Origin of the sequence: Pseudomonas sp. EL_65y_Pfl2_R96, assembly GCF_963970905.1 — a bacterium.
Classification (GTDB): domain Bacteria; phylum Pseudomonadota; class Gammaproteobacteria; order Pseudomonadales; family Pseudomonadaceae; genus Aquipseudomonas.
Window position 1 is genome coordinate 49956 of record NZ_CAXAQH010000027.1, and the last position, 17853, is coordinate 67808.

19 protein-coding genes, 1 pseudogene and 1 riboswitch are annotated in these 17853 nt (G+C 59.6%); of the genes and pseudogenes, 10 read left to right on the forward strand and 10 right to left on the reverse strand.

The features are described 5' to 3' along the window. The first annotated feature begins 3 nt into the window (after positions 1-3). The gene (gene hemH, locus AACY49_RS23000; protein WP_339526634.1) at positions 4-1029 is read left to right on the forward strand and encodes a ferrochelatase; all 1026 of its coding nucleotides are present in this window, start codon (positions 4-6) and stop codon (positions 1027-1029) included. Positions 1030-1130: 101 nt separating this feature from the next. On the opposite strand, the gene AACY49_RS23005 is transcribed toward hemH, so the two are convergent. Together AACY49_RS23005 and upp are read right to left on the reverse strand one after the other, a co-directional pair. Then, on the reverse strand, positions 1131-2405 hold the full coding sequence (locus tag AACY49_RS23005; protein WP_320393328.1) for a uracil-xanthine permease family protein: 1275 nt from the start codon (positions 2403-2405) through the stop codon (positions 1131-1133). 2 nt (positions 2406-2407) lie between these two features. After that, on the reverse strand, positions 2408-3046 hold the full coding sequence (gene upp / locus AACY49_RS23010) for a uracil phosphoribosyltransferase (RefSeq protein ID WP_007939777.1): 639 nt from the start codon (positions 3044-3046) through the stop codon (positions 2408-2410). Between the two features lie 177 nt (positions 3047-3223). Between upp and AACY49_RS23015 the strand changes: the two genes are divergently transcribed. After that, a complete protein-coding gene (locus AACY49_RS23015) occupies positions 3224-3781 on the forward strand; it encodes a hypoxanthine-guanine phosphoribosyltransferase (RefSeq protein WP_258699109.1) in 558 nt (185 codons plus the stop codon). Positions 3782-3858: 77 nt separating this feature from the next. Here the strand turns inward: AACY49_RS23015 and dauA are convergent, their stop codons facing one another. After that, complete coding sequence (dauA, locus tag AACY49_RS23020; protein ID WP_258699110.1) at positions 3859-5580, reverse strand: C4-dicarboxylic acid transporter DauA; 1722 nt, start codon at positions 5578-5580, stop codon at positions 3859-3861. 151 nt (positions 5581-5731) lie between these two features. Here dauA and AACY49_RS23025 point away from each other — a divergent pair, with 151 nt between their 5' ends. Then, the gene (locus AACY49_RS23025) at positions 5732-6217 is read left to right on the forward strand and encodes a hypothetical protein (protein WP_339526637.1); all 486 of its coding nucleotides are present in this window, start codon (positions 5732-5734) and stop codon (positions 6215-6217) included. A gap of 63 nt (positions 6218-6280) precedes the next feature. Further along, positions 6281-6568, forward strand: coding sequence for a PA4642 family protein (locus AACY49_RS23030; protein ID WP_258699112.1), 288 nt, complete (start codon positions 6281-6283; stop codon positions 6566-6568). 244 nt (positions 6569-6812) lie between these two features. Here the strand turns inward: AACY49_RS23030 and mqo are convergent, their stop codons facing one another. Both mqo and AACY49_RS23040 read right to left on the reverse strand, forming a co-directional pair. Beyond that, positions 6813-8321: a malate dehydrogenase (quinone) gene (gene mqo, locus AACY49_RS23035; protein WP_258699113.1), complete on the reverse strand. Its 1509-nt coding sequence runs from the start codon at positions 8319-8321 to the stop codon at positions 6813-6815. A gap of 740 nt (positions 8322-9061) precedes the next feature. Further along, positions 9062-9295, reverse strand: a complete 234-nt coding sequence (locus AACY49_RS23040; RefSeq protein ID WP_258699114.1) for a hypothetical protein — start codon at positions 9293-9295, stop codon at positions 9062-9064. Between the two features lie 206 nt (positions 9296-9501). Here AACY49_RS23040 and AACY49_RS23045 point away from each other — a divergent pair, with 206 nt between their 5' ends. Then, on the forward strand, positions 9502-10086 hold the full coding sequence (locus AACY49_RS23045; RefSeq protein WP_007905851.1) for a YajG family lipoprotein: 585 nt from the start codon (positions 9502-9504) through the stop codon (positions 10084-10086). A gap of 163 nt (positions 10087-10249) precedes the next feature. Here the strand turns inward: AACY49_RS23045 and AACY49_RS23050 are convergent, their stop codons facing one another. Further along, the gene (locus tag AACY49_RS23050) at positions 10250-10456 is read right to left on the reverse strand and encodes a hypothetical protein (RefSeq protein WP_030129737.1); all 207 of its coding nucleotides are present in this window, start codon (positions 10454-10456) and stop codon (positions 10250-10252) included. A gap of 194 nt (positions 10457-10650) precedes the next feature. On the opposite strand from AACY49_RS23050, the gene AACY49_RS23055 reads away from it, so the two are divergent. After that, positions 10651-10929, forward strand: a complete 279-nt coding sequence (locus AACY49_RS23055) for a hypothetical protein (protein WP_258699115.1) — start codon at positions 10651-10653, stop codon at positions 10927-10929. A gap of 164 nt (positions 10930-11093) precedes the next feature. On the opposite strand, the gene AACY49_RS23060 is transcribed toward AACY49_RS23055, so the two are convergent. After that, positions 11094-12260, reverse strand: coding sequence for a 1-acyl-sn-glycerol-3-phosphate acyltransferase (locus tag AACY49_RS23060; RefSeq protein WP_258699116.1), 1167 nt, complete (start codon positions 12258-12260; stop codon positions 11094-11096). A 139-nt stretch (positions 12261-12399) separates the two neighbouring features. On the opposite strand from AACY49_RS23060, the gene AACY49_RS23065 reads away from it, so the two are divergent. From AACY49_RS23065 to AACY49_RS23075, 3 genes are read left to right on the forward strand one after another with little or no spacing between them, the layout of a single operon-like run. After that, complete coding sequence (locus tag AACY49_RS23065; RefSeq protein WP_258699117.1) at positions 12400-12582, forward strand: CPXCG motif-containing cysteine-rich protein; 183 nt, start codon at positions 12400-12402, stop codon at positions 12580-12582. Between the two features lie 9 nt (positions 12583-12591). Continuing rightward, positions 12592-12852: a putative signal transducing protein gene (locus tag AACY49_RS23070; protein WP_339526641.1), complete on the forward strand. Its 261-nt coding sequence runs from the start codon at positions 12592-12594 to the stop codon at positions 12850-12852. A gap of 35 nt (positions 12853-12887) precedes the next feature. Further along, entirely contained in the window at positions 12888-13511 is a 624-nt protein-coding gene (locus AACY49_RS23075; protein WP_339526643.1) for an SOS response-associated peptidase, read from the forward strand. A gap of 140 nt (positions 13512-13651) precedes the next feature. On the opposite strand, the gene AACY49_RS31960 is transcribed toward AACY49_RS23075, so the two are convergent. Both AACY49_RS31960 and AACY49_RS31965 read right to left on the reverse strand, forming a co-directional pair. Further along, a complete protein-coding gene (locus AACY49_RS31960) occupies positions 13652-14494 on the reverse strand; it encodes a methyl-accepting chemotaxis protein (protein WP_408980615.1) in 843 nt (280 codons plus the stop codon). 12 nt (positions 14495-14506) lie between these two features. Next, positions 14507-15793: pseudogene (locus AACY49_RS31965) on the reverse strand (HAMP domain-containing protein); the annotation flags it as partial. Between the two features lie 274 nt (positions 15794-16067). On the opposite strand from AACY49_RS31965, the gene AACY49_RS23085 reads away from it, so the two are divergent. Continuing rightward, the gene (locus tag AACY49_RS23085) at positions 16068-16886 is read left to right on the forward strand and encodes a M48 family metallopeptidase (protein WP_339526647.1); all 819 of its coding nucleotides are present in this window, start codon (positions 16068-16070) and stop codon (positions 16884-16886) included. Between the two features lie 121 nt (positions 16887-17007). Here AACY49_RS23085 and AACY49_RS23090 read toward each other — a convergent pair whose 3' ends face one another. Further along, positions 17008-17592, reverse strand: a complete 585-nt coding sequence (locus AACY49_RS23090; protein ID WP_205889759.1) for a TMEM165/GDT1 family protein — start codon at positions 17590-17592, stop codon at positions 17008-17010. An 88-nt stretch (positions 17593-17680) separates the two neighbouring features. Continuing rightward, a riboswitch (yybP-ykoY riboswitch) is annotated at positions 17681-17805 on the reverse strand. Positions 17806-17853: the final 48 nt, after the last annotated feature.

Below are 17853 nucleotides of genomic sequence, written 5' to 3' on the forward strand. Positions count from 1 at the left end.
TGCATGACCGATCACGCGTTGCTTCTGGTCAACCTGGGTTCACCCGCTTCCACCTCGGTGGCGGATGTGCGCAGCTACCTCAATCAATTTCTGATGGACCCGTATGTGATCGACCTGCCATGGCCGGTGCGGCGTTTGCTGGTGTCGTTGATTCTGATCAGGCGTCCAGAGCAGTCGGCCCACGCCTATGCTTCGATCTGGTGGGAGGAGGGCTCGCCACTGGTGGTGCTCAGCCGTCGCTTGCAACAGGCCATGACCGCCCAATGGACTCAGGGGCCGGTGGAACTGGCGATGCGTTACGGCGAGCCGTCGATTGAATCGACACTGGTGCGGCTGGCTGCCCAGGGGCACAAAAAAATAACCTTGGCGCCGCTCTATCCGCAGTTCGCCGACAGCACCGTGACCACGGTGATCGAAGAAGCCAGGCGCGTGGTGCGAAATAATAACCTCGATGTGCAATTCTCGATTCTTCAGCCGTTCTACGATCAGCCGGAATACCTCGAGGCCTTGGTCGCCAGTGCCAAGCCTTATCTGCTGCAGGATTACGATCACCTGCTGCTGAGTTTCCATGGCTTGCCGGAACGGCACCTGACCAAGATCGACCCCACCGGTCATCATTGCTTTAAAAGCGATAATTGCTGTCAGAACGCTTCACCGGAAGTATTAACCACCTGCTACCGCGCCCAATGCCTGCGCACCGCTTCCGAGTTTGCCCAGCGCCTGGGCTTGCCGGACGGCAAGTGGTCGGTGTCGTTCCAGTCGCGTCTGGGGCGAGCCAAGTGGATCGAACCCTACACCGAAGCGCGCCTCGATGAGTTGGCCAAGAGCGGTGTGAAGAAAGTTCTGGTGATGTGCCCGGCGTTCGTCGCCGATTGCATCGAGACACTGGAAGAGATTGGTGATCGTGGGCGGGAGCAGTTCCGCGAAGCGGGAGGGGAGGAGTTGGTATTGGTGCCGTGCCTCAACGATCATCCGCAGTGGACCAAGGCGTTGAGCACCTTGTGTGAACGGGCACCGTTGGCGCTTTAAAAGCATCGCGGGCAAGCCCGCTCCCACAGGTATTGCGCTGACCTTGTGGGAGCGGCGGTGCGGAGGTCCGACTTGCCCGCGATGGCGTTCTTGAGACCTGCTTAGATCAGCGGCTCATCCGCCCGCTTGTGCTTCCAGCTGTCATTGCCCGGCAGTAACAGGTTCAGCGCAATCGCCACCACCGCACACAGCGCGATGCCTTTGAGGCCGAAATCGTCCGGGCCGGTACCGGTGCCGACCAACATGCCGCCAATCCCGAACACCAGCGTCACCGAGACAATCACCAGATTGCGTGCTTCGCCCAGGTCGATCTTGTGGCGAATCATGGTGTTCATCCCCACCGCCGCGATCGAACCGAACAACAGGCAGAGAATCCCGCCCATTACCGGTACCGGGATGCTTTGCAGCAGTGCGCCGAACTTGCCGATGAACGCCAGGCTGATCGCAAAGATTGCCGCCCAGGTCATGATTTTCGGGTTGTAGTTTTTAGTCAGCATCACCGCGCCAGTCACTTCGGCGTAGGTGGTGTTGGGCGGGCCGCCGAACAGGCCGGCTGCGGTGGTGGCAATGCCATCGCCGAGCAGGGTGCGGTGCAGGCCGGGCTTTTTCAGGTAATCGCGACCAGTCACGCTACCGACTGCAATCACGCCGCCAATGTGTTCGATCGCTGGCGCGAGGGCCACCGGAACGATGAACAGAATGGCCTGCCAGTTGAATTCCGGCGCCGTGAAGTGTGGAATCGCGAACCACGGTGCGGCAGCAATTTTCGCGGTATCGACCACCCCGAAATAGAACGCCATGGCGAAACCCACCAGCACACCGGAGATGATCGGCACCAGGCGGAAAATACCTTTGCCGAACACCGCGACGATCAGGGTGGTCAGCAGCGCCGGCATCGAGATCAACATCGCCGTCTGGTAAGGAATCAGCTCCGTGCCGTCGCCGGCCTTGCCCATCGCCATGTTGGCGGCGATCGGCGCCATGGCCAGGCCGATGGAGATGATCACCGGGCCAATCACCACCGGTGGTAGCAAGCGGTCGATGAACCCGGTGCCTTTGATCTTCACGGCAAGGCCGAGGAAGGTGTAGACGAAACCGGCCGCCATCACACCGCCCATGGTCGCCGCCAGGCCAAACTGGCCCTTGGCGAGAATGATCGGCGTGATGAAGGCAAAGCTCGAGGCCAGGAACACCGGCACCTGACGCCCGGTGACGATCTGGAACAGAATCGTCCCAAGGCCTGCGGTGAACAGCGCCACGTTCGGGTCGAGGCCGGTAATCAATGGCATCAACACCAACGCGCCAAAGGCCACGAACAGCATCTGCGCACCCGACAGCACTGTGCGCCAGAGCGGATCGTTGAACTCTTGCTGCATGGTCACGCGTCCTTCTGCTTGGTGCCGAAGATCTTGTCACCGGCATCGCCCAAGCCTGGGATGATGTAACCGTGTTCGTTCAGTTTCTGGTCAATGGAAGCGGTGTAGATGGTCACGTCCGGGTGAGCCTTCTCTACAGCGGCGATGCCTTCGGGGGCGGCAACCAGCACCATCGCGCGGATGTCCTTGCAGCCGGCCTTCTTCAGCAAATCGATGGTGGCGACCATCGAGCCGCCGGTGGCGAGCATCGGGTCGATGATCATCGCCAGGCGCTCGTCGATTTCCGGCACCAGTTTTTCCAGGTAGGTGTGGGCTTCGAGGGTTTCCTCGTTGCGGGCCACGCCCACGGCGCTGACCTTGGCGCCCGGGATCAGGCTCAGCACGCCTTCGAGCATGCCGATACCGGCACGCAGGATCGGCACCACGGTAATCTTCTTGCCGGCGATTTTCTCGACCGACACCGTGCCGCACCAGCCTTCGATGTCGTAGCTTTCCAGCGGCAGGTCTTTGGTGGCCTCATAGGTCAGCAGGGCACCGACTTCCTGAGCGAGCTCACGGAAATTCTTCGTGCTGATGTCGGCGCGGCGCATAAGGCCAAGTTTATGACGGATCAGCGGATGGCGGATCTCACGGATGGGCATGGGAAAAGGCTCCGGCGGCGGGCAAAAAAACCGGCCTAGATTAATCTAACCGAGGGTGTTGTCCTATAGACATATAGAACGTTAGTCCACAAACGCTTGATCTGGCCTCGCTTGATGCGTACCTTTGCCCGCTTTTCGTGACTACGTCCCCCCCTAATTTCCCCCTTGGAGAACGCCATGTCCGCTGATCTCGAGCATATCCGTCAAATCATGCGAGAGGCTGACTGCCTGTACACCGAAGCTGAAGTCGAGGCGGCCATCGCCCGCGTCGGTGCGCAAATCAACGATCAGCTGGCTGAGAGCAATCCGGTAGTGTTCTGCGTGATGAATGGCGGGCTGATTTTCTCCGGCAAGCTGCTGACGCATCTGAACTTCCCGCTTGAAGCGTCCTACCTGCACGCCACCCGTTATCGCAACGAAACCAGCGGTGGCGAGCTGTTCTGGAAAGCCAAGCCGGAAGTTTCGTTCATCGACCGTGACGTGCTGATCATCGACGACATCCTTGACGAAGGTCACACCCTGGGCGCGATCATCGACTTCTGCAAACACGCCGGCGCGCGCAAAGTGCACACCGCCGTGCTGATCGACAAGGACCACGACCGCAAGGCCCGCCCGGACCTGAAAGCCGATTTCGTCGGCCTGCCATGCATCGACCGTTACATCTTCGGTTACGGCATGGACTACAAAGGCTACTGGCGTAACGCCAACGGGATTTTTGCCGTTAAAGGCATGTAAACAGGATGACTGTCTGGGGGCGATTGGCCGCCAGGCCTCACATCGGGATGCGTGCGCAGTTTGCTTGAACTGCGCGCTCAGTCCTGTCCGGCAACCCAGTGTTCGCTTTTGCGTCGAGCTTGTTCCAGGTTGTTCACGTAGGCCAACTGGCGCTGTTCCCGATGGATGCCCGCGCGCCTGAGTTTCAGGCGTACCCGTGGAGCGGTTCCGACCAGAATCAGGCCGATGCCGTCGGTGCGGTAATCCCTGAGGATATTGTCGAAGGCCGCCAGCGCCGTCATGTCCAGCATGGGCACGGCACTCATCTCGACGATCACCACTTTGACCTCCGGGCTGAATTTGCGCAGTACGCCCAGGGCTTTTTCCGCAGCACCGAAAAACAGCGGCCCGCGTATCGCATAGCAACGAACATGCTCCGGCATATCCTGTAAGGCTTGATGGAACTCGCGAGGCAGTTCGGCGGTGTCCGTGAGGTCGCTCATGCGCTTGATGAACAACCCGGCGGCCAGCAGCAGGCCGACAGCGACGGCCAGTACCATGTCGAACAGCACTGTCAGGCTCAGGCAGGTCAGCAAGACCAGCACATCGCTGCGCGGTGCAATACGCAAGGTGTGCATGACGTGTCGGGCTTCGCTCATGTTCCACGCCACCATCACCAGCAATGCCGCCAGCGCCGCCATCGGCAAGTAGCTGAACAGGGGCGCGAGGGCGAGTATCGCCAGCAACACCACCGCACTGTGGATAATCGCCGCCAATGGTGAAAACGCTCCGCTGCGCACGTTGGTGGCGCTGCGGGCGATTGCCGCGGTGGCGGTAATGCCGCCGAACAGCGGTGCGACCAGATTGCCCAGGCCTTGACCCAGGAGTTCGGCGTTGGGGTCGTGTTTGCTGCCCGTCATGCCATCGGCCACCACCGCGCACAACAATGATTCGATGGCACCGAGCATGGCGATGGCAAAGGCTGGCGCCATTAATTGGCGGATCAGGTCGTAAGACAGGTGCAGCGGCTGGCCGTAGGGCCCCGGCAGATTCCACGGCCAGTCGAAGCTCGGCAGAAACGGCGGTATGCCGGGATGGCTGATGCCATCGACGATATAGCTGAAGCGCTCCCCCAGCGTCGCAACCGGTAACCCGCCGCTTTCCAGTGCCGCCCCCAGCAATGCGCCGACGGCCAGCGCCACCAGATGCCCCGGAATCCTCGGCACAAAACGCGGCCAGACGATCAGAACCGCCAGGCACATGACACCGATGATCCCGTCCCCCAGACGAGCGCTGGGTAACGCCTGGAGCACCCCGCCTAATTGCTCGATGTAATGTTCGGCATGCCCGGTGGTACTCAGGCCCAGCAAATCCTTTAGTTGGAGTGTGGCGATGACAATGCCGATCCCGGCGGTAAAGCCCAGGGTCACCGGATAAGGAATGTACTGAATCAGCCGTCCGGCCCGAATCAGCCCCAAGGCAATCAGGATTGCCCCGGCAAGCATGGTGCACAGCAGCAGGCCACCCAGACCATATTGTTGGGTGATCGGCAGCAGTATCACCACGAACGCGGCTGTCGGCCCGCTGACATTGAAGCGCGAGCCTCCCGTCAGGGCGATCAGGGGCGCGGCAATCAGCACCGTATACAGACCTTGCTGGGGTGCTACCCCCACCGCAATCGCCAGGGCCATGGCCAGAGGGATGGCGATAATCCCTACCGTCACCCCGGCACTGATATCGCCGCGCAAGCGTCTGAGGCTATAACCTGCGCGCCAGGTCTGACGCCAAGCGGCGAACAACGGGGGAATGGAGAAAGACATGGGTACTCCACAATAGACGGCGCACTGTCGAAATAGGGCTGAAAGCTCTTTCAGTATGCCCAGCCTTGTCTTCAAGAGTATTGACCTGGATCGGTTATTCGCCCGGTTGATCCTCATGCTAGAGTGCTCGGCCCCGCCCCCGGAGCCTGTCATGAGCCTTTTGATCCGCAGCTGCGCCGCCCTGTTGCTGACCCTCAGCCTGCCCCTGGCCGCCGCGCCGGCGCCAATGCACGCGCAGTTTTTGCCCCCGGACGACCTGACCCTGCGTGACGCCGAACCCGAGCAGCAACAACTGTTGCAGGTCACCGACTATTCCGTGGTAATCGGCAGTCAGCGCCAGTCCAACCAACAGCCGATCCCGGTCACATCGCCATTGCTGATCCGCCTCAAGGGTAAATCCTTGAACAAGGGCGCGACCATCAGCCAGGTGTTGGTCAATTTCGATGGCGAAAGCAAAAGCCTGAAAAAGCCGATCTACGACGAAAGAAGCAAAACCCTGACGCTCTATTACCCGCTGGCTCAGTACCGGGTGGTGATCGACTTGTTGCGCAACGACACGGTGTATTGCCAGTTCCTCAGCTACGCCAACGGCCATATCTGGGCCGATTTGCACACAGGCAGCGTTCGTCCGCGTTGAGCCCGGCGCTAAGGCGGGGGTAAACTGCCCGCCCCGTGAAATGTCTGCGAGCTGGAGTCGGCAATGCGTAAAGATAAGAAGCAAGTGATTGGTGACGAGATCGGCGATGCGCAGATCAAACTGTTCCTCGATTTTGAACCGGTCGACGCCACTTCACCGTCGCTGCACAAACTGATCAAGGCCTACCGCGGCCTGCGTATCGATGACTTCGAGCGTTTTCTGACGTTCTTTGTCGAAGCCGGCTATGAGCTGGACGGCAAGGATGAGCACGGCAATGATTTCGTCGCCCTGATCAAGGATCAACGCAACGCCGCCGAGTACATCGAGCTGATCGACAAGGCTCGCGGCTGACCTGAGGGTGCACTGTTGTTGCCCTGACTTGGTGGGTGTTTGTGCTGGCCCTTCGCGAGCAGGCTCGCTCCCACATTGGATCTGTGTCGATCACAAAATTGTGATTCAACTCGATCAACTGTGGGAGCGAGCCTGCTCGCGAAGGCGGCGTAACCAACACCGAAGATCTTAGGGTCAACCGTTTCACCGATATAAAAAAACGCCCCGCCCTCAATGAGGACGGGGCGTTTTTTGTGCTGCTGAATCAAGCGTAGCTTTCGGTCTCGTTGCTGGCTTCAACCAGTTCCAGCGCGACGTTGTTGTGCGCATTGATCTTGCGATACAGCGCTGCGTCGGTTTCCAGAACCTTTTCCCGAGCCGGGAAGATTTCCGCCAGTTTGGCAGCCCACTCACCGGACGCTTTGTTCGGGAAGCATTTTTCGATCAGCTCAAGCATGATCGAAACCGTCACCGAAGCGCCTGGGGACGCGCCGAGCAGGGCCGCAAGGGAACCGTCCCTGGCCGCGACCAGTTCGGTACCGAACTGCAGAACGCCGCCTTTCTTCGGGTCTTTCTTGATGATTTGCACCCGTTGGCCGGCCACTTCCAGGCGCCAGTCTTCGGCTTTCGCTTCAGGGTAGAAGCGACGCAGGGATTCCAGGCGCTGCTCCATCGACTGCATCACTTCGCTGACCAGGTACTTGGTCAGGTCCATGTTGTTTTTTGCCACGGCCAACATCGGGCCGATGTTGCCGGCGCGAACCGACATCGGCAGGTCCATGAAGGAGCCGTGCTTGAGGAACTTGGTGGTGAAGCCGGCGTAAGGTCCGAACAGCAGGGACTTCTTGCCATCGACCACACGGGTGTCCAGGTGCGGCACAGACATCGGTGGCGAACCGACCGCAGCCTGGCTGTAGACTTTGGCCTGGTGGTGCTTGACCACTTCCGGGTTGTCGCAACGCAGCCACTGACCGCTGATCGGGAAGCCGCCGAAGCCTTTGCTTTCTTCGATGCCCGAAGCTTGCAGCAGCGGCAGTGCCGCGCCACCAGCGCCGAGGAAGACGAACTTGGCGTCGACTTCACGAGTGTTGCCGCTATTGACGTCCTTGATGCTGACGGTCCAGCCGCCGTTGTTACGCTTCAGGCCGGTGACGCGCTTGCAGTACTTGACCTGGGCATCGGGTGCGCTGGTCAGGTGCTGGAGCAATTGGTTGGTCAGGGCACCGAAGTTGACGTCGGTGCCGTTCATCACGCGGGTGGCGGCGAGGACTTCGTCGGCCGGGCGGCCCGGCATCATCAACGGCATCCACTCGGCCATTTTGGCTTTGTCTTCGGTGTACTCCATGTCGGCGAAGGCGTGGTGCTTGCTCAGCACCTTGAAGCGTTCCTTGAGGAAGGAAACGCCTTTGTCGCCCTGCACGAAGCTCAGGTGCGGCACCGGGCTGATGAACGATTTGCACGAACCGAAGGTGCCTTTCTTGGTCAGGTAGGACCAGAACTGCTTCGACACCTCGAACTGGGTGTTGATGTGCACGGCTTTCTTGATGTCGACGGTGCCGTCGGCGGCCTGTGGCGTGTAGTTCAGCTCACACAGCCCGGCGTGACCGGTACCGGCGTTGTTCCACGGATTGGAACTCTCCGCGGCACCGGAATCCATCAGCTCGACGACTTCCAGCTTGATCGCGGGGTCGAGCTCTTTGAGCAGTACAGCAAGGGTGGCACTCATGATGCCGGCCCCAACCAGTACTACGTCGACTGCTTCGTTATGCGCCATTTAACGCGTCTCCAAAATCTGCAGCACCAAATTGTCGGCATAGCTGCCAGGTGTTCCGGGGCGTGTCAGTGATGCCCCAGGTACCCATGGCCAGGATCGCCATGTCCGAATCTTCGCAATTTTTCGCAACTTCGACGGATGCATGCGGCCTGGCCTCAAGAGTCACATGAACTCATTTCAGCGCGCGGCTGGCAATTCGACTTATGGTCGAGACATCCGTTTGTGCAACCAAATCCGTAGCGGACAGGCTTCAGGCTCCGGTGTTCGAGGAGTACTCGGTCCTGTGTCGTTGGGCTGTTGTAGACGCTAATGGTGCATGTTCAGACGCAAAACTATTCATTTGCTCGCCACACTCTTGTGAAGTTGTGAAAACCCGTTTTTTTCACGCTCTTTTGAAGACGTGAACCTCAAAAAAGGGCTGTCCCAGCCTGGCACCGCGCCCGGATGGATTGCCGCCATGGGTGCATGGGCAGGCAAAAACGGGCAAACAGCTCAGTGACCGAGCGTAATGACAGCTCTGCAGATTCGCGAAAAGTGGTGATTTGCTTAAGAAACAGCAAGCGCGCCAGCTTCACTCGATCTGTGTGGGCGGCTCTCTGTGGGCGGTGCGGGGTGTCAATACCGAGGCATTGAACGATGCTGCGAGGCCCGATCAGGAGACGTCCTTATAATCGGGGGGAGATTGTAACGAAGAAACGCAGGGAATTGGTCGTGTTTAATGACTTTTATTAGGCGTCCGGTCAAGTGGTCAGCAGTTGCTGCGCCCGCGCGCGCGGCTGGTGCTGGCTGACACGGGCGCTGGCGGGCAGGGGATGGTGCAGCCAGTTGAGGCGGATCTCTTCGATTTCGACCCAGCCATCGCCCATGGGCTGGAGGCTGCACTGCTTGAATGCCTGGCAGTGGCCATTGCGGTCGAGCAGAACAAAGCTGCGATGCAACGGGCGTGGCGCGAACAGCGAGATGAGAAAACGCATGGCAAAGTACCTTGTGGGTGACTGCTGTGAAGGTTGCCAGTGAGTGATGACGTGCATGTGTAAGGTGGGTGACAGATGTGTGACAGGAACCGCACTGTGCCGGGTTTGTCAGAGATTTCAGTAATCGTTGCGCGAAGCTAGTTCGCCGCAGTGGCGCACCGCTATACTGCGGGCATTGTTAGTTGCCTGATTCTGGAGAGAAGAGCATGTTGCAACGCCTGTTGTTCGGTTTGATCACTGTGACCAGTTTGACCCTCGTCGGCTGCGCCCACAGCCCGCAACAACTGAACCCGGAACCCAAGCTGACGGCTCAGCTGGCGCCGGTCGGCCGTGGTCAGCCGGTGGTGGTGCGTGTGGTGGACGGTCGTCCGTCGCCAACGCTGGGGACTCGTGGTGGTCTGTATCCAGAGACCAGTGCGATCACCGTGCAGGGCGCGCAGATTCTGCCGAAGCTGCAGGCTCAGGCTGAAGCGGCCGTGCGGCTGCTGGGCTTTACGCCGACGGCCAATGCGTTGAACGCGCCGCAATTGACGGTGACCCTGGCCGAGCTGAAGTATCAGTCGCCCAAAGAAGGCCTGTACGTAACCGAGGCAACGATTGGCGCGACGTTCCGTTCGGATGTGCAGAATGCCAACCGCCGTTATAGCGGTCGTTATGGTGCGTCGCTGGATCAGCGTTTTGGCATGGCGCCGAATCAGGAAACCAATACCAAGCTGGTCAGTGATGTGCTGAGTGATGCGTTGACCCGCTTGTTCAAGGACCCGACGATTGGTCAGGTGCTTGCCGAGTAACGGTTTGCGGATTGTTTAAAGAACCCGGTGTCAGTGATGGCGCCGGGTTTTTTTTTGAGTTCGCCGACCTGTTGCAGATTTACACCGATCAAATGTGTGCGGGCTTGCTCGCGAAAGCGGTGTGTCAGACGACTGAAATGTAGTCACTGCGTCTGTAGGACGCTCAAGCCGCCTCCGAATAAAAATCCAGAACACTCACCCCCGTCAGCAAATCCGCTTCCGGTAAATCCGCATGTTGATGCCCGCCCAGCGCGCAATACACCAGCCAGTGGCGGTCCTGTACGTTGAAGGCGAGGCTGCCGACTAAGGTTTGTTGTTCGTCGCTTTGGGCAATGAGGTAGAGGCGGTCCTGGTTTTCGGCGTGGAGCATGACGCGGTCCGTGTCGGTTTCGAGGGGCGACAGACTGGCGGATTCAGATGACGGCGCCGTGACACAGGACAGTAATCGGCCAAATGGTTTCGTTATTTGTCGGAAAGCCGGGGCAGGCCGGAGCGCTTTCGGTAGAATTCGCGCCGCGGTCGTCGGTTGGGTGTCCGCCACACTGGTTTTACCTGAGGTTTGTGATGTCGCTGCAATTGATTTCGCTCTTTACCGCTCATCCCGCCAAATTGATCAACCTGCTGGCCTTGCTGTTCGCCTGCCCGGGCGGCTGGTTGCTGCATGCCACCCGTCGTCGTGAGCAACGTGCGTTGGCCAGTATCGAAGCCCAGCGCCAGCGTCGTCCCAGCGAAGAGCCAACGCTGGATTGGGCGACCCTGCGCATGAACCGGTTTTTCTACCGCTTCGGTTTTGCCTGCCTCGGGATGGCGTTGCTGGTGTCGTGGGTCAGCACGCGCGTCTGAAAATCAAAAGATCGCAGCCTGCGGCAGCTCCTATGGGGGATTGCGCATACATGTTGGATATCGGGTGTACTCGGTCAATGTAGGAGCTGCCGAAGGCTGCGATCTTTTGATCTTGCATAAAGAAACGGCGCCCGAAGGCGCCGTTGTCATTTCCAGCCATTGCCTTACAGCGGCAACCCGGCCTTGACCCGATACTGATTGCGCACCGGTGTCGCGTATTGCAGCACCAGGAACGGACGATGTTCCTCAGGGCAGGCATCCAGCCGACGCTGCCATTCTTCCTGAGCCTTGGCCAGCTCGTCTGCCGCAAACACCTCGGCCGCTTTCGGCACCTGCAATTGCGGATCGGCGTCTTTCCACAGCGCATAAGCCAGGTAGTGCACCGGGAACAACCGGTAACCGCCGAGGATCTGCTTGTCCATTTCGATCGCCAATTGCTTGGTGTCTTCGAACAGTTCGGTGATCGGTGTGGCGAAGTTCACGTGGACCCGGCCTTTGTAACCGGTGATGCCCTTGGCGATGCTCACATCATCTTCGCCCGGCGCCTTGGTGTAGCTGCCGGTGGTGGCGCGGATGTACAGCTCGCGGGCCTTGGCCTGGTCGCACGGGTCGTATTCGTAGCTGATCGACACCGGGGTAAGGTTCAGCGAACGGATGACCTCGCCGAACGGCTCGTCCTTGCGGCTCATGTGGAACATCTTGAGGATCGCCGACTCGGTACGGTCGTCGCCGTCCTTGGCCCGACCTTCGGCCTGGGCGATCCAGATCGAGGCGCAATCGTTGCGGATCGAGTGGTTGATGTACGCCGACAACAGCTGATAGGCCGCCATTTTTTCCCGGCGACCAGTGATCGAACGGTGCACGATGAAGCTCTTGTTCAGGCGCATCAAATCGCTGACAAAAGGCTTTTGCAGCAAGTTGTCGCCAATGGCGATGCGCGGGGTCGGCAGGCCGGCGTGGTACACGGCATAGTTGACGAAAGCCGGGTCCATCACGATGTCGCGGTGGTTGGCGATGAACAGATAGGCGCTGCCGGACTTGAATTGCTCCACGCCGGCATAGGTCACCCCGTCCGTGGCTCGCTCGATGGTGTGGTCGACGTAAAACTCGACTTTGTCCTGCAAGGTGGCCACCGACGTGACGCCGGCGAACTCACGGCGCAGCCGATGCGCTATAAGAGGTTTGAGCATCCAGCCTAAGGCACCGGCATAACGCGGGAAGCGGAAGTGGGTGAGGATATCTAGAAACGCCTTGTCGCCGAGCAGCCGTGCCAGCACTGCTGGGACTTCGCTGTCGTCGTAAGGTCGGATGGCATCGAATTCGCCCATCATGCTCTCTTGTTGGAAACGGCTAGGGTAAGTAAAGGTTTTGATCGAAAACCAACGGGGCACGGTCTGAAAAGGTAGCCAGACGAAAATAGCCCTGCAAATAGACCGGCGATTATACGCACAAGTCACTTGGGAGACCGCGATGCAAGAAACCGAGCGCTATACATGTCCGTATTGTGGGGAAGAGTCCGAGGCGCTTCTGGATCTGTCCGGCGGGGATCAGGTCTATATCGAAGACTGTCCGGTCTGTTGTCGGCCGATCAGGTTTCATCTCGAAACCGATGGTTTGGAATGGATGCTCGAAGTTTACAGCGAAGACGAGTGAGGGGCGCGAATGCAGCGAATCTACGAGCCGGAAAACCTGATGGAAGGCGAGTTACTGCAAGGCATGCTGGCCAGTGAGGGCATCGAGGCGCATCTGCTGGGCCGGGATTTGATCGGCGGCACCGGGGAGTTGCCGATGTTCGGCCTGTTGGGTCTCTCGGTCGATAATGATCAGGCCGAATACGCCCGGGAGCTGATCACCGCGTACAATGCCGCGCTGCCGCTGTCCGGCGACGAACCGGAAAGCTTTCCCGGCACGCTGGTCTGTTAGGCTGGCGTTCGTTCGATCAAGAGTCGTATTGCCCCATGTGTGGACGTTATGCCCTGTTTCGCTGGAACCCCGCCTTCGCGGCCCTGCCCGGATTTCCCGCCGGCCAGCAGGCTCAGTGGAATATTTCCCCCAACGATTCGGTGTTGATGCTGCGTGCCGGCGCAGACGGCCAGCGTGAGTTGGCCCGTGCCCGTTGGGGGCTGACGCCGCCGTGGCTGACCGACCTGTCCCGCACCCCGGCCCATGCCCGCGCCGAAACCGTTGCCGAGCAGCCGATGTTTCGCGAAGCCTTGCGCCTGCGTCGTTGCCTGCTGCCGGCCAATGGTTTCTACGAATGGCGCGGCACCACACGTAAACGTCCGTACTGGCTGACCCCGGGGGAGGGCTCGGCGCTGTTCTTCGCGGCGATCTGGGAGGCGTATCCGGTGCAGGAGCAGGTGTGGCTGAGCACGGCGGTGATCACCCAGCCTGCCTCGAGTCAGCGTCGGCCGTTGATTCTCGATGCGGCGGGGCAGGAAGCCTGGCTCAACCCCGAAACCCCGTTGCATGCCTTGCAGGCGCTGCTGGCCAGCGAACCCGCGGCGTTGCGTGAGCGGGTGTTGGCCAATATGGTGAATGATCCGAAGCTCAATGGGCCGGAGTGTTTGACGCCGGGTTGATGAGGCGCCTGAGCCGGCTTCATCGCGAGCAGGCTCGCTCCCACATTTGATCTCAGGTGTTCACAAATAATGTGTTCCCAAATATCACCTGTGGGAGCGAGCCTGCTCGCGATAAGGTCCGCAGGACCTTCCCGCAATTGTTAAACCTTGAACTGATTGATCAACCGCCGCTGCTGTTCCGCCAACTTGGTCAAATCCGCACTGGCCGCGCTTGATTCATCCGCGCCACCGGCCACTTCATTGGCCACTTGCCCGATGTTGATCACGTTGCGGTTGATGTCATCGGCCACCGCGCTCTGTTCCTCGGCCGCGCTGGCGATCTGGGTGTTCATGTCGTTAATCACTGACACCGCTTGCGTAATGGTCTCCAGCGCCTCGGCCGCTTTCGCCGCGTGCTGCACGCTTTCGTCAGTGCGGTTCTGGCTGTCTTCCATGACCCGCACCACGTCGCGGGTGCCTTGTTGCAGTTGCTGGATCATGGTCTGGATTTCTTCAGTGGCCTTCTGGGTCTTCTGCGCCAGGTTGCGCACTTCATCGGCCACCACCGCAAATCCCCGGCCCTGTTCACCGGCCCGCGCCGCTTCGATGGCGGCGTTCAAGGCCAGCAGGTTGGTCTGCTCGGCGATCCCGCGAATGGCCGTCAGGATCGCGTTGATGTTTTCGCTGTCCTTGGCCAGGGTCTGCACCACGCTGACGGCCTTGCCGATCTCCACCGCCAGCACGCCGATCGAGTTCGAGGTGTCACGGACGATTTGCATGCCCTGCGCCGCTGCCTGATCGGCATGGCTGGCAGCTTGCGCGGCCTGAGTGGCGTTGCGCGCCACGTCCTGGGCGGTGGCGGTCATTTCGTGCACGGCGGTGGCGACCTGATCGATCTCGGCCATTTGTTTGTGCACACCGATGTTGGTGCGAATGGCGATGTCGGCGGTGTGTTCCGACGAATCGCTGACGCTCTGCACCGATGTCACCACTTGAGTAATCATTGCCTGCAACTTCGCCAGGAACGTATTGAAGCCCTTGGCGATCGAGCCCAATTCGTCGCTGCGGTCGCTGGTCAGGCGGCGGGTCAGGTCACCTTCGCCCTGGGCGATGTCATCGAGCATGGTGACCATCTGCTTCAGCGGCCGGGCAATGCCATGACCCACCAGCCAGATCACCAACAAACCGATACCGGCGATCAGCAGGCCGACCATGGCCATGCCAAAGGTGTCGGATTTGCGCTGCGCATCCAGATCGCCCTGAAGTTTTTGCAGGTCGGCCATCACCGCGTTCAGCGGCAGTTGCAGCATCAAGGTCCAGCGGGCGTCGGTCTGGCCGATGCCGAATGGCAGGTACAACTCGATCCGGCCCTGGGCCTTGTCGACGGTGTAAGTCACTTCGCCGCGTTTGAGATTGGCCATGTTGGCAATCTGCTTGCTGTCGAGGATATCGCTGACCTTTTCGCCGAATTTGCTCGGATCTTTGGTGTAGGCGACGATCCGGCCGTTACCGCCGATCAAGGCCATTTCTCCGGCGCCGCTGTACAGTTTCTGATTCTCCCCCAGGAGCATTTCCTGGATGAAGTTCACTGACAGGTCGGCGCCGACGATGCCCTGGAACGCGCCGTTGAGCATGATCGGTTCAATGAAGGATGCGAGCATGACGATCTTGTCGCCGACCTTGTAGGGCGCCGGATCGATCACGCAGGATTTTTTGGTTTCCTTGGAGCACAGGTAGTACTCGCTGGCGCGCACGCCGGTGGACAGGGTTTTCTGGTCGTCGACGTCCACCAGTTTGTCCAGGCCCAGGCTGCCGTCTTCGTTGCGGAACCACCACGGCAGAAAGCGTCCGTTGCTGGCATCAATACCAACCACTGGGGTGTCAACGTAGGCTGCATCGTTATGGTCGAGTGCGTTTTTTTCCCAGCCGATGTAGGTGCCGAGAATCTTCGGGTTCCGGGCGACGTTTTCCTTGATCAGGCTGATCAATTGCTCACGGCTCAGGCTCAGTTGCGGTTGACCGTCGGCGCCCGGGGTGCCGATCAGCGCATTGACCCGCACAAGGCCGCCGGCAATCAGCAGCGGTGCTTCGAGTTCGCGCTGGATCTGGCTGACCTGGGTTTGCGCCAGCGACGTCAGGCGTTGTTCGATGACTTGCTCGAACTGCGCCTGAGTCCGTTGCTGGACCATGTCTTGGGTCTGGGCACCGGAAAACAGCGCGTACAGCACCAGGGCTGCGACGACGCTGAGGACAATGGCGCCGGCCAGGGCGGCAACGGAAAACTGGATCGACTTGAATTTCATGGGTGCTCCGCACGCAAGAGAACGTCTGCAGAACGGTATCGGCAAGGGTCAGGAGGATCATGAGCGCGGTGTGACGAATTGGCAGTTTTGGAGTGCTGGATGTCGTAAATGAATCATTGCTGACCGTGATCGGCCATGGCGGGCGCTGTTGTGTGAATTTTTTCCTACGGTGATCGAGGTTTTGTCTGAAAAGTATGTGCTACACGTTCGTTGTATCTGGCGCCGATACAAATCACCACCTAGGATACGCGACATGTTTCCAGGGAGCTTCTTGATGAATAAGACATTGGTATTGTGTGCACTGAGCGCAGGTCTGCTGCTCGCCGGTTGTCAGTCGGTCAACACCACCAACGGTGGCGCCGTGGGTGTTGAACGCAAGCAATACATGTTCAGTATGTTGTCGACCTCCGAGGTCAACCAGATGTACGCCCAGTCTTATCAACAGACCGTCGGGGAGGCGAGCACCAAGGGCGTGCTGGACAAAACCAGTAACGATGCGAAGCGCGTGCAGGCAATCTCCAATCGTCTGATTGCTCAGGCGCCGGTGTTCCGTCCAGATTCGGCCCAGTGGCAATGGGAAGTGAACCTGATCAAGAGCGACGAACTCAACGCCAACTGCGGGCCTGGCGGCAAGATCATTTTCTATACCGGGCTGATCGACACCCTACAACTCACCGACGACGAAATCGCCGCCATCATCGGCCATGAAATCGCTCACGCCTTGCGTGAGCACGGTCGTGAAGCGATGTCCAAGGCTTACGGTATCGAAATGGCCAAGCAGGGCGCGGGTGCGTTGCTCGGTCTGGGCCAGGACAGCCTGGCCCTGGCGGACACCGTGGCCAAATACGGCATGACTTTGCCCAACAGTCGCGAGAATGAAAACGAAGCGGACTTGATCGGCCTTGAGCTGGCGGCCCGCGCCGGGTACAACCCGAACGCCGCGATCACCTTGTGGAACAAGATGAGCAAAGCCTCGAATGGCGCACCGCCAGAGTTCTTGAGCACTCACCCAGCGTCGACCAGTCGGATTGCGTCGTTGCAGGCGGCGATTCCGAAAGTGATGCCGTTGTACGAGAAAGCACCGAAATCCTGAGCCATGTATTTAGGCTGCTGACGCCATCGCGAGCAGGCTCGCTCCCACATTGAAATGCGATCAACTGTGGGAGCGAGCCTGCTCGCGATGAACGATAACGCGGTGCTACTGACTTAACGCGTCAAACCCACCCACTGCTCTGCATCGCCTTGTACACCGCGACAATCGCCAGGATGAAGAACGCCGACGCTGCCAGGCGACGGATCAACGTCAGAGGCAGTTTTTCCGCCGCAAAGTTACCCGCCAGTACCACCGGCACGTTGGCAATCAACATCCCGGCAGTGGTGCCGATGATCACCAGCCATAGATCCGGGTATTGCGCGGCGAGCATCACGGTAGCGACTTGGGTCTTGTCGCCCATCTCCGCCAGGAAGAACGCAATCAGCGTGGTCAGGAACGGCCCGAACTTGCGGGCGGTGCTGGCTTCGTCCTCATCCATCTTGTCCGGCACCAGGGTCCACAGCGCGGTGGCGGCGAAGCTGGCGGCGAGGATCCAGTGCAACGTCGCATTCGAGAAGAAACTGCCAAACCAGGCGCCTACCGCACCGGCTGCCGCGTGGTTGGCCAGGGTCGCGGCGACGATGCCGGCGATGATCGGCCAGGGTTTGCGAAAGCGTGCGGCGAGAATGAGCGCGAGCAGTTGCGTCTTGTCGCCGATTTCGGCCAAGGCAACGATTGCGGTGGGAACGAGAAGTGAATCCAGCATCAGGGTTTTCCTAAGGGGCGGGTCGACACGGCTATGACACGTACAGCCTTCCCGCCCCGGGTAAGGTGTTCGTGTCATAGGTCTTGTCAAACCCTGCGATCCGTCTGGTGCGGACGCTTGGGTCGCATACGCCATGGTCTGAGGACCAAGTATGTTGACGTATGCCGGACGAGCATGGCGCTCGTGGGAGACTACTCCCCTAGGACGGAGCGGATTCTGCCTAGGCAAATCCGATTGGGCAAGTCCTCTTTTTCAAAAGCG

Coding starts and splice junctions, on each gene's coding strand:
- AACY49_RS23005 (WP_320393328.1), bottom strand. CDS start 2,405: ATGCAGCAAGAGTTCAACGATCCGCTCTGGCGCACAGTGCTGTCGGGT.
- dauA (WP_258699110.1), bottom strand. CDS start 5,580: ATGTCTTTCTCCATTCCCCCGTTGTTCGCCGCTTGGCGTCAGACCTGG.
- AACY49_RS23050 (WP_030129737.1), bottom strand. CDS start 10,456: ATGCTCCACGCCGAAAACCAGGACCGCCTCTACCTCATTGCCCAAAGC.
- AACY49_RS23045 (WP_007905851.1), top strand. CDS start 9,502: ATGTTGCAACGCCTGTTGTTCGGTTTGATCACTGTGACCAGTTTGACC.
- hemH (WP_339526634.1), top strand. CDS start 4: ATGACCGATCACGCGTTGCTTCTGGTCAACCTGGGTTCACCCGCTTCC.
- upp (WP_007939777.1), bottom strand. CDS start 3,046: ATGCCCATCCGTGAGATCCGCCATCCGCTGATCCGTCATAAACTTGGC.
- AACY49_RS23065 (WP_258699117.1), top strand. CDS start 12,400: ATGCAAGAAACCGAGCGCTATACATGTCCGTATTGTGGGGAAGAGTCC.
- AACY49_RS23030 (WP_258699112.1), top strand. CDS start 6,281: ATGCGTAAAGATAAGAAGCAAGTGATTGGTGACGAGATCGGCGATGCG.
- AACY49_RS23025 (WP_339526637.1), top strand. CDS start 5,732: ATGAGCCTTTTGATCCGCAGCTGCGCCGCCCTGTTGCTGACCCTCAGC.
- AACY49_RS23040 (WP_258699114.1), bottom strand. CDS start 9,295: ATGCGTTTTCTCATCTCGCTGTTCGCGCCACGCCCGTTGCATCGCAGC.
- AACY49_RS31960 (WP_408980615.1), bottom strand. CDS start 14,494: ATGATTACTCAAGTGGTGACATCGGTGCAGAGCGTCAGCGATTCGTCG.
- AACY49_RS23090 (WP_205889759.1), bottom strand. CDS start 17,592: ATGCTGGATTCACTTCTCGTTCCCACCGCAATCGTTGCCTTGGCCGAA.
- AACY49_RS23055 (WP_258699115.1), top strand. CDS start 10,651: ATGTCGCTGCAATTGATTTCGCTCTTTACCGCTCATCCCGCCAAATTG.
- AACY49_RS23070 (WP_339526641.1), top strand. CDS start 12,592: ATGCAGCGAATCTACGAGCCGGAAAACCTGATGGAAGGCGAGTTACTG.
- mqo (WP_258699113.1), bottom strand. CDS start 8,321: ATGGCGCATAACGAAGCAGTCGACGTAGTACTGGTTGGGGCCGGCATC.
- AACY49_RS23075 (WP_339526643.1), top strand. CDS start 12,888: ATGTGTGGACGTTATGCCCTGTTTCGCTGGAACCCCGCCTTCGCGGCC.
- AACY49_RS23060 (WP_258699116.1), bottom strand. CDS start 12,260: ATGATGGGCGAATTCGATGCCATCCGACCTTACGACGACAGCGAAGTC.
- AACY49_RS23085 (WP_339526647.1), top strand. CDS start 16,068: ATGAATAAGACATTGGTATTGTGTGCACTGAGCGCAGGTCTGCTGCTC.
- AACY49_RS23015 (WP_258699109.1), top strand. CDS start 3,224: ATGTCCGCTGATCTCGAGCATATCCGTCAAATCATGCGAGAGGCTGAC.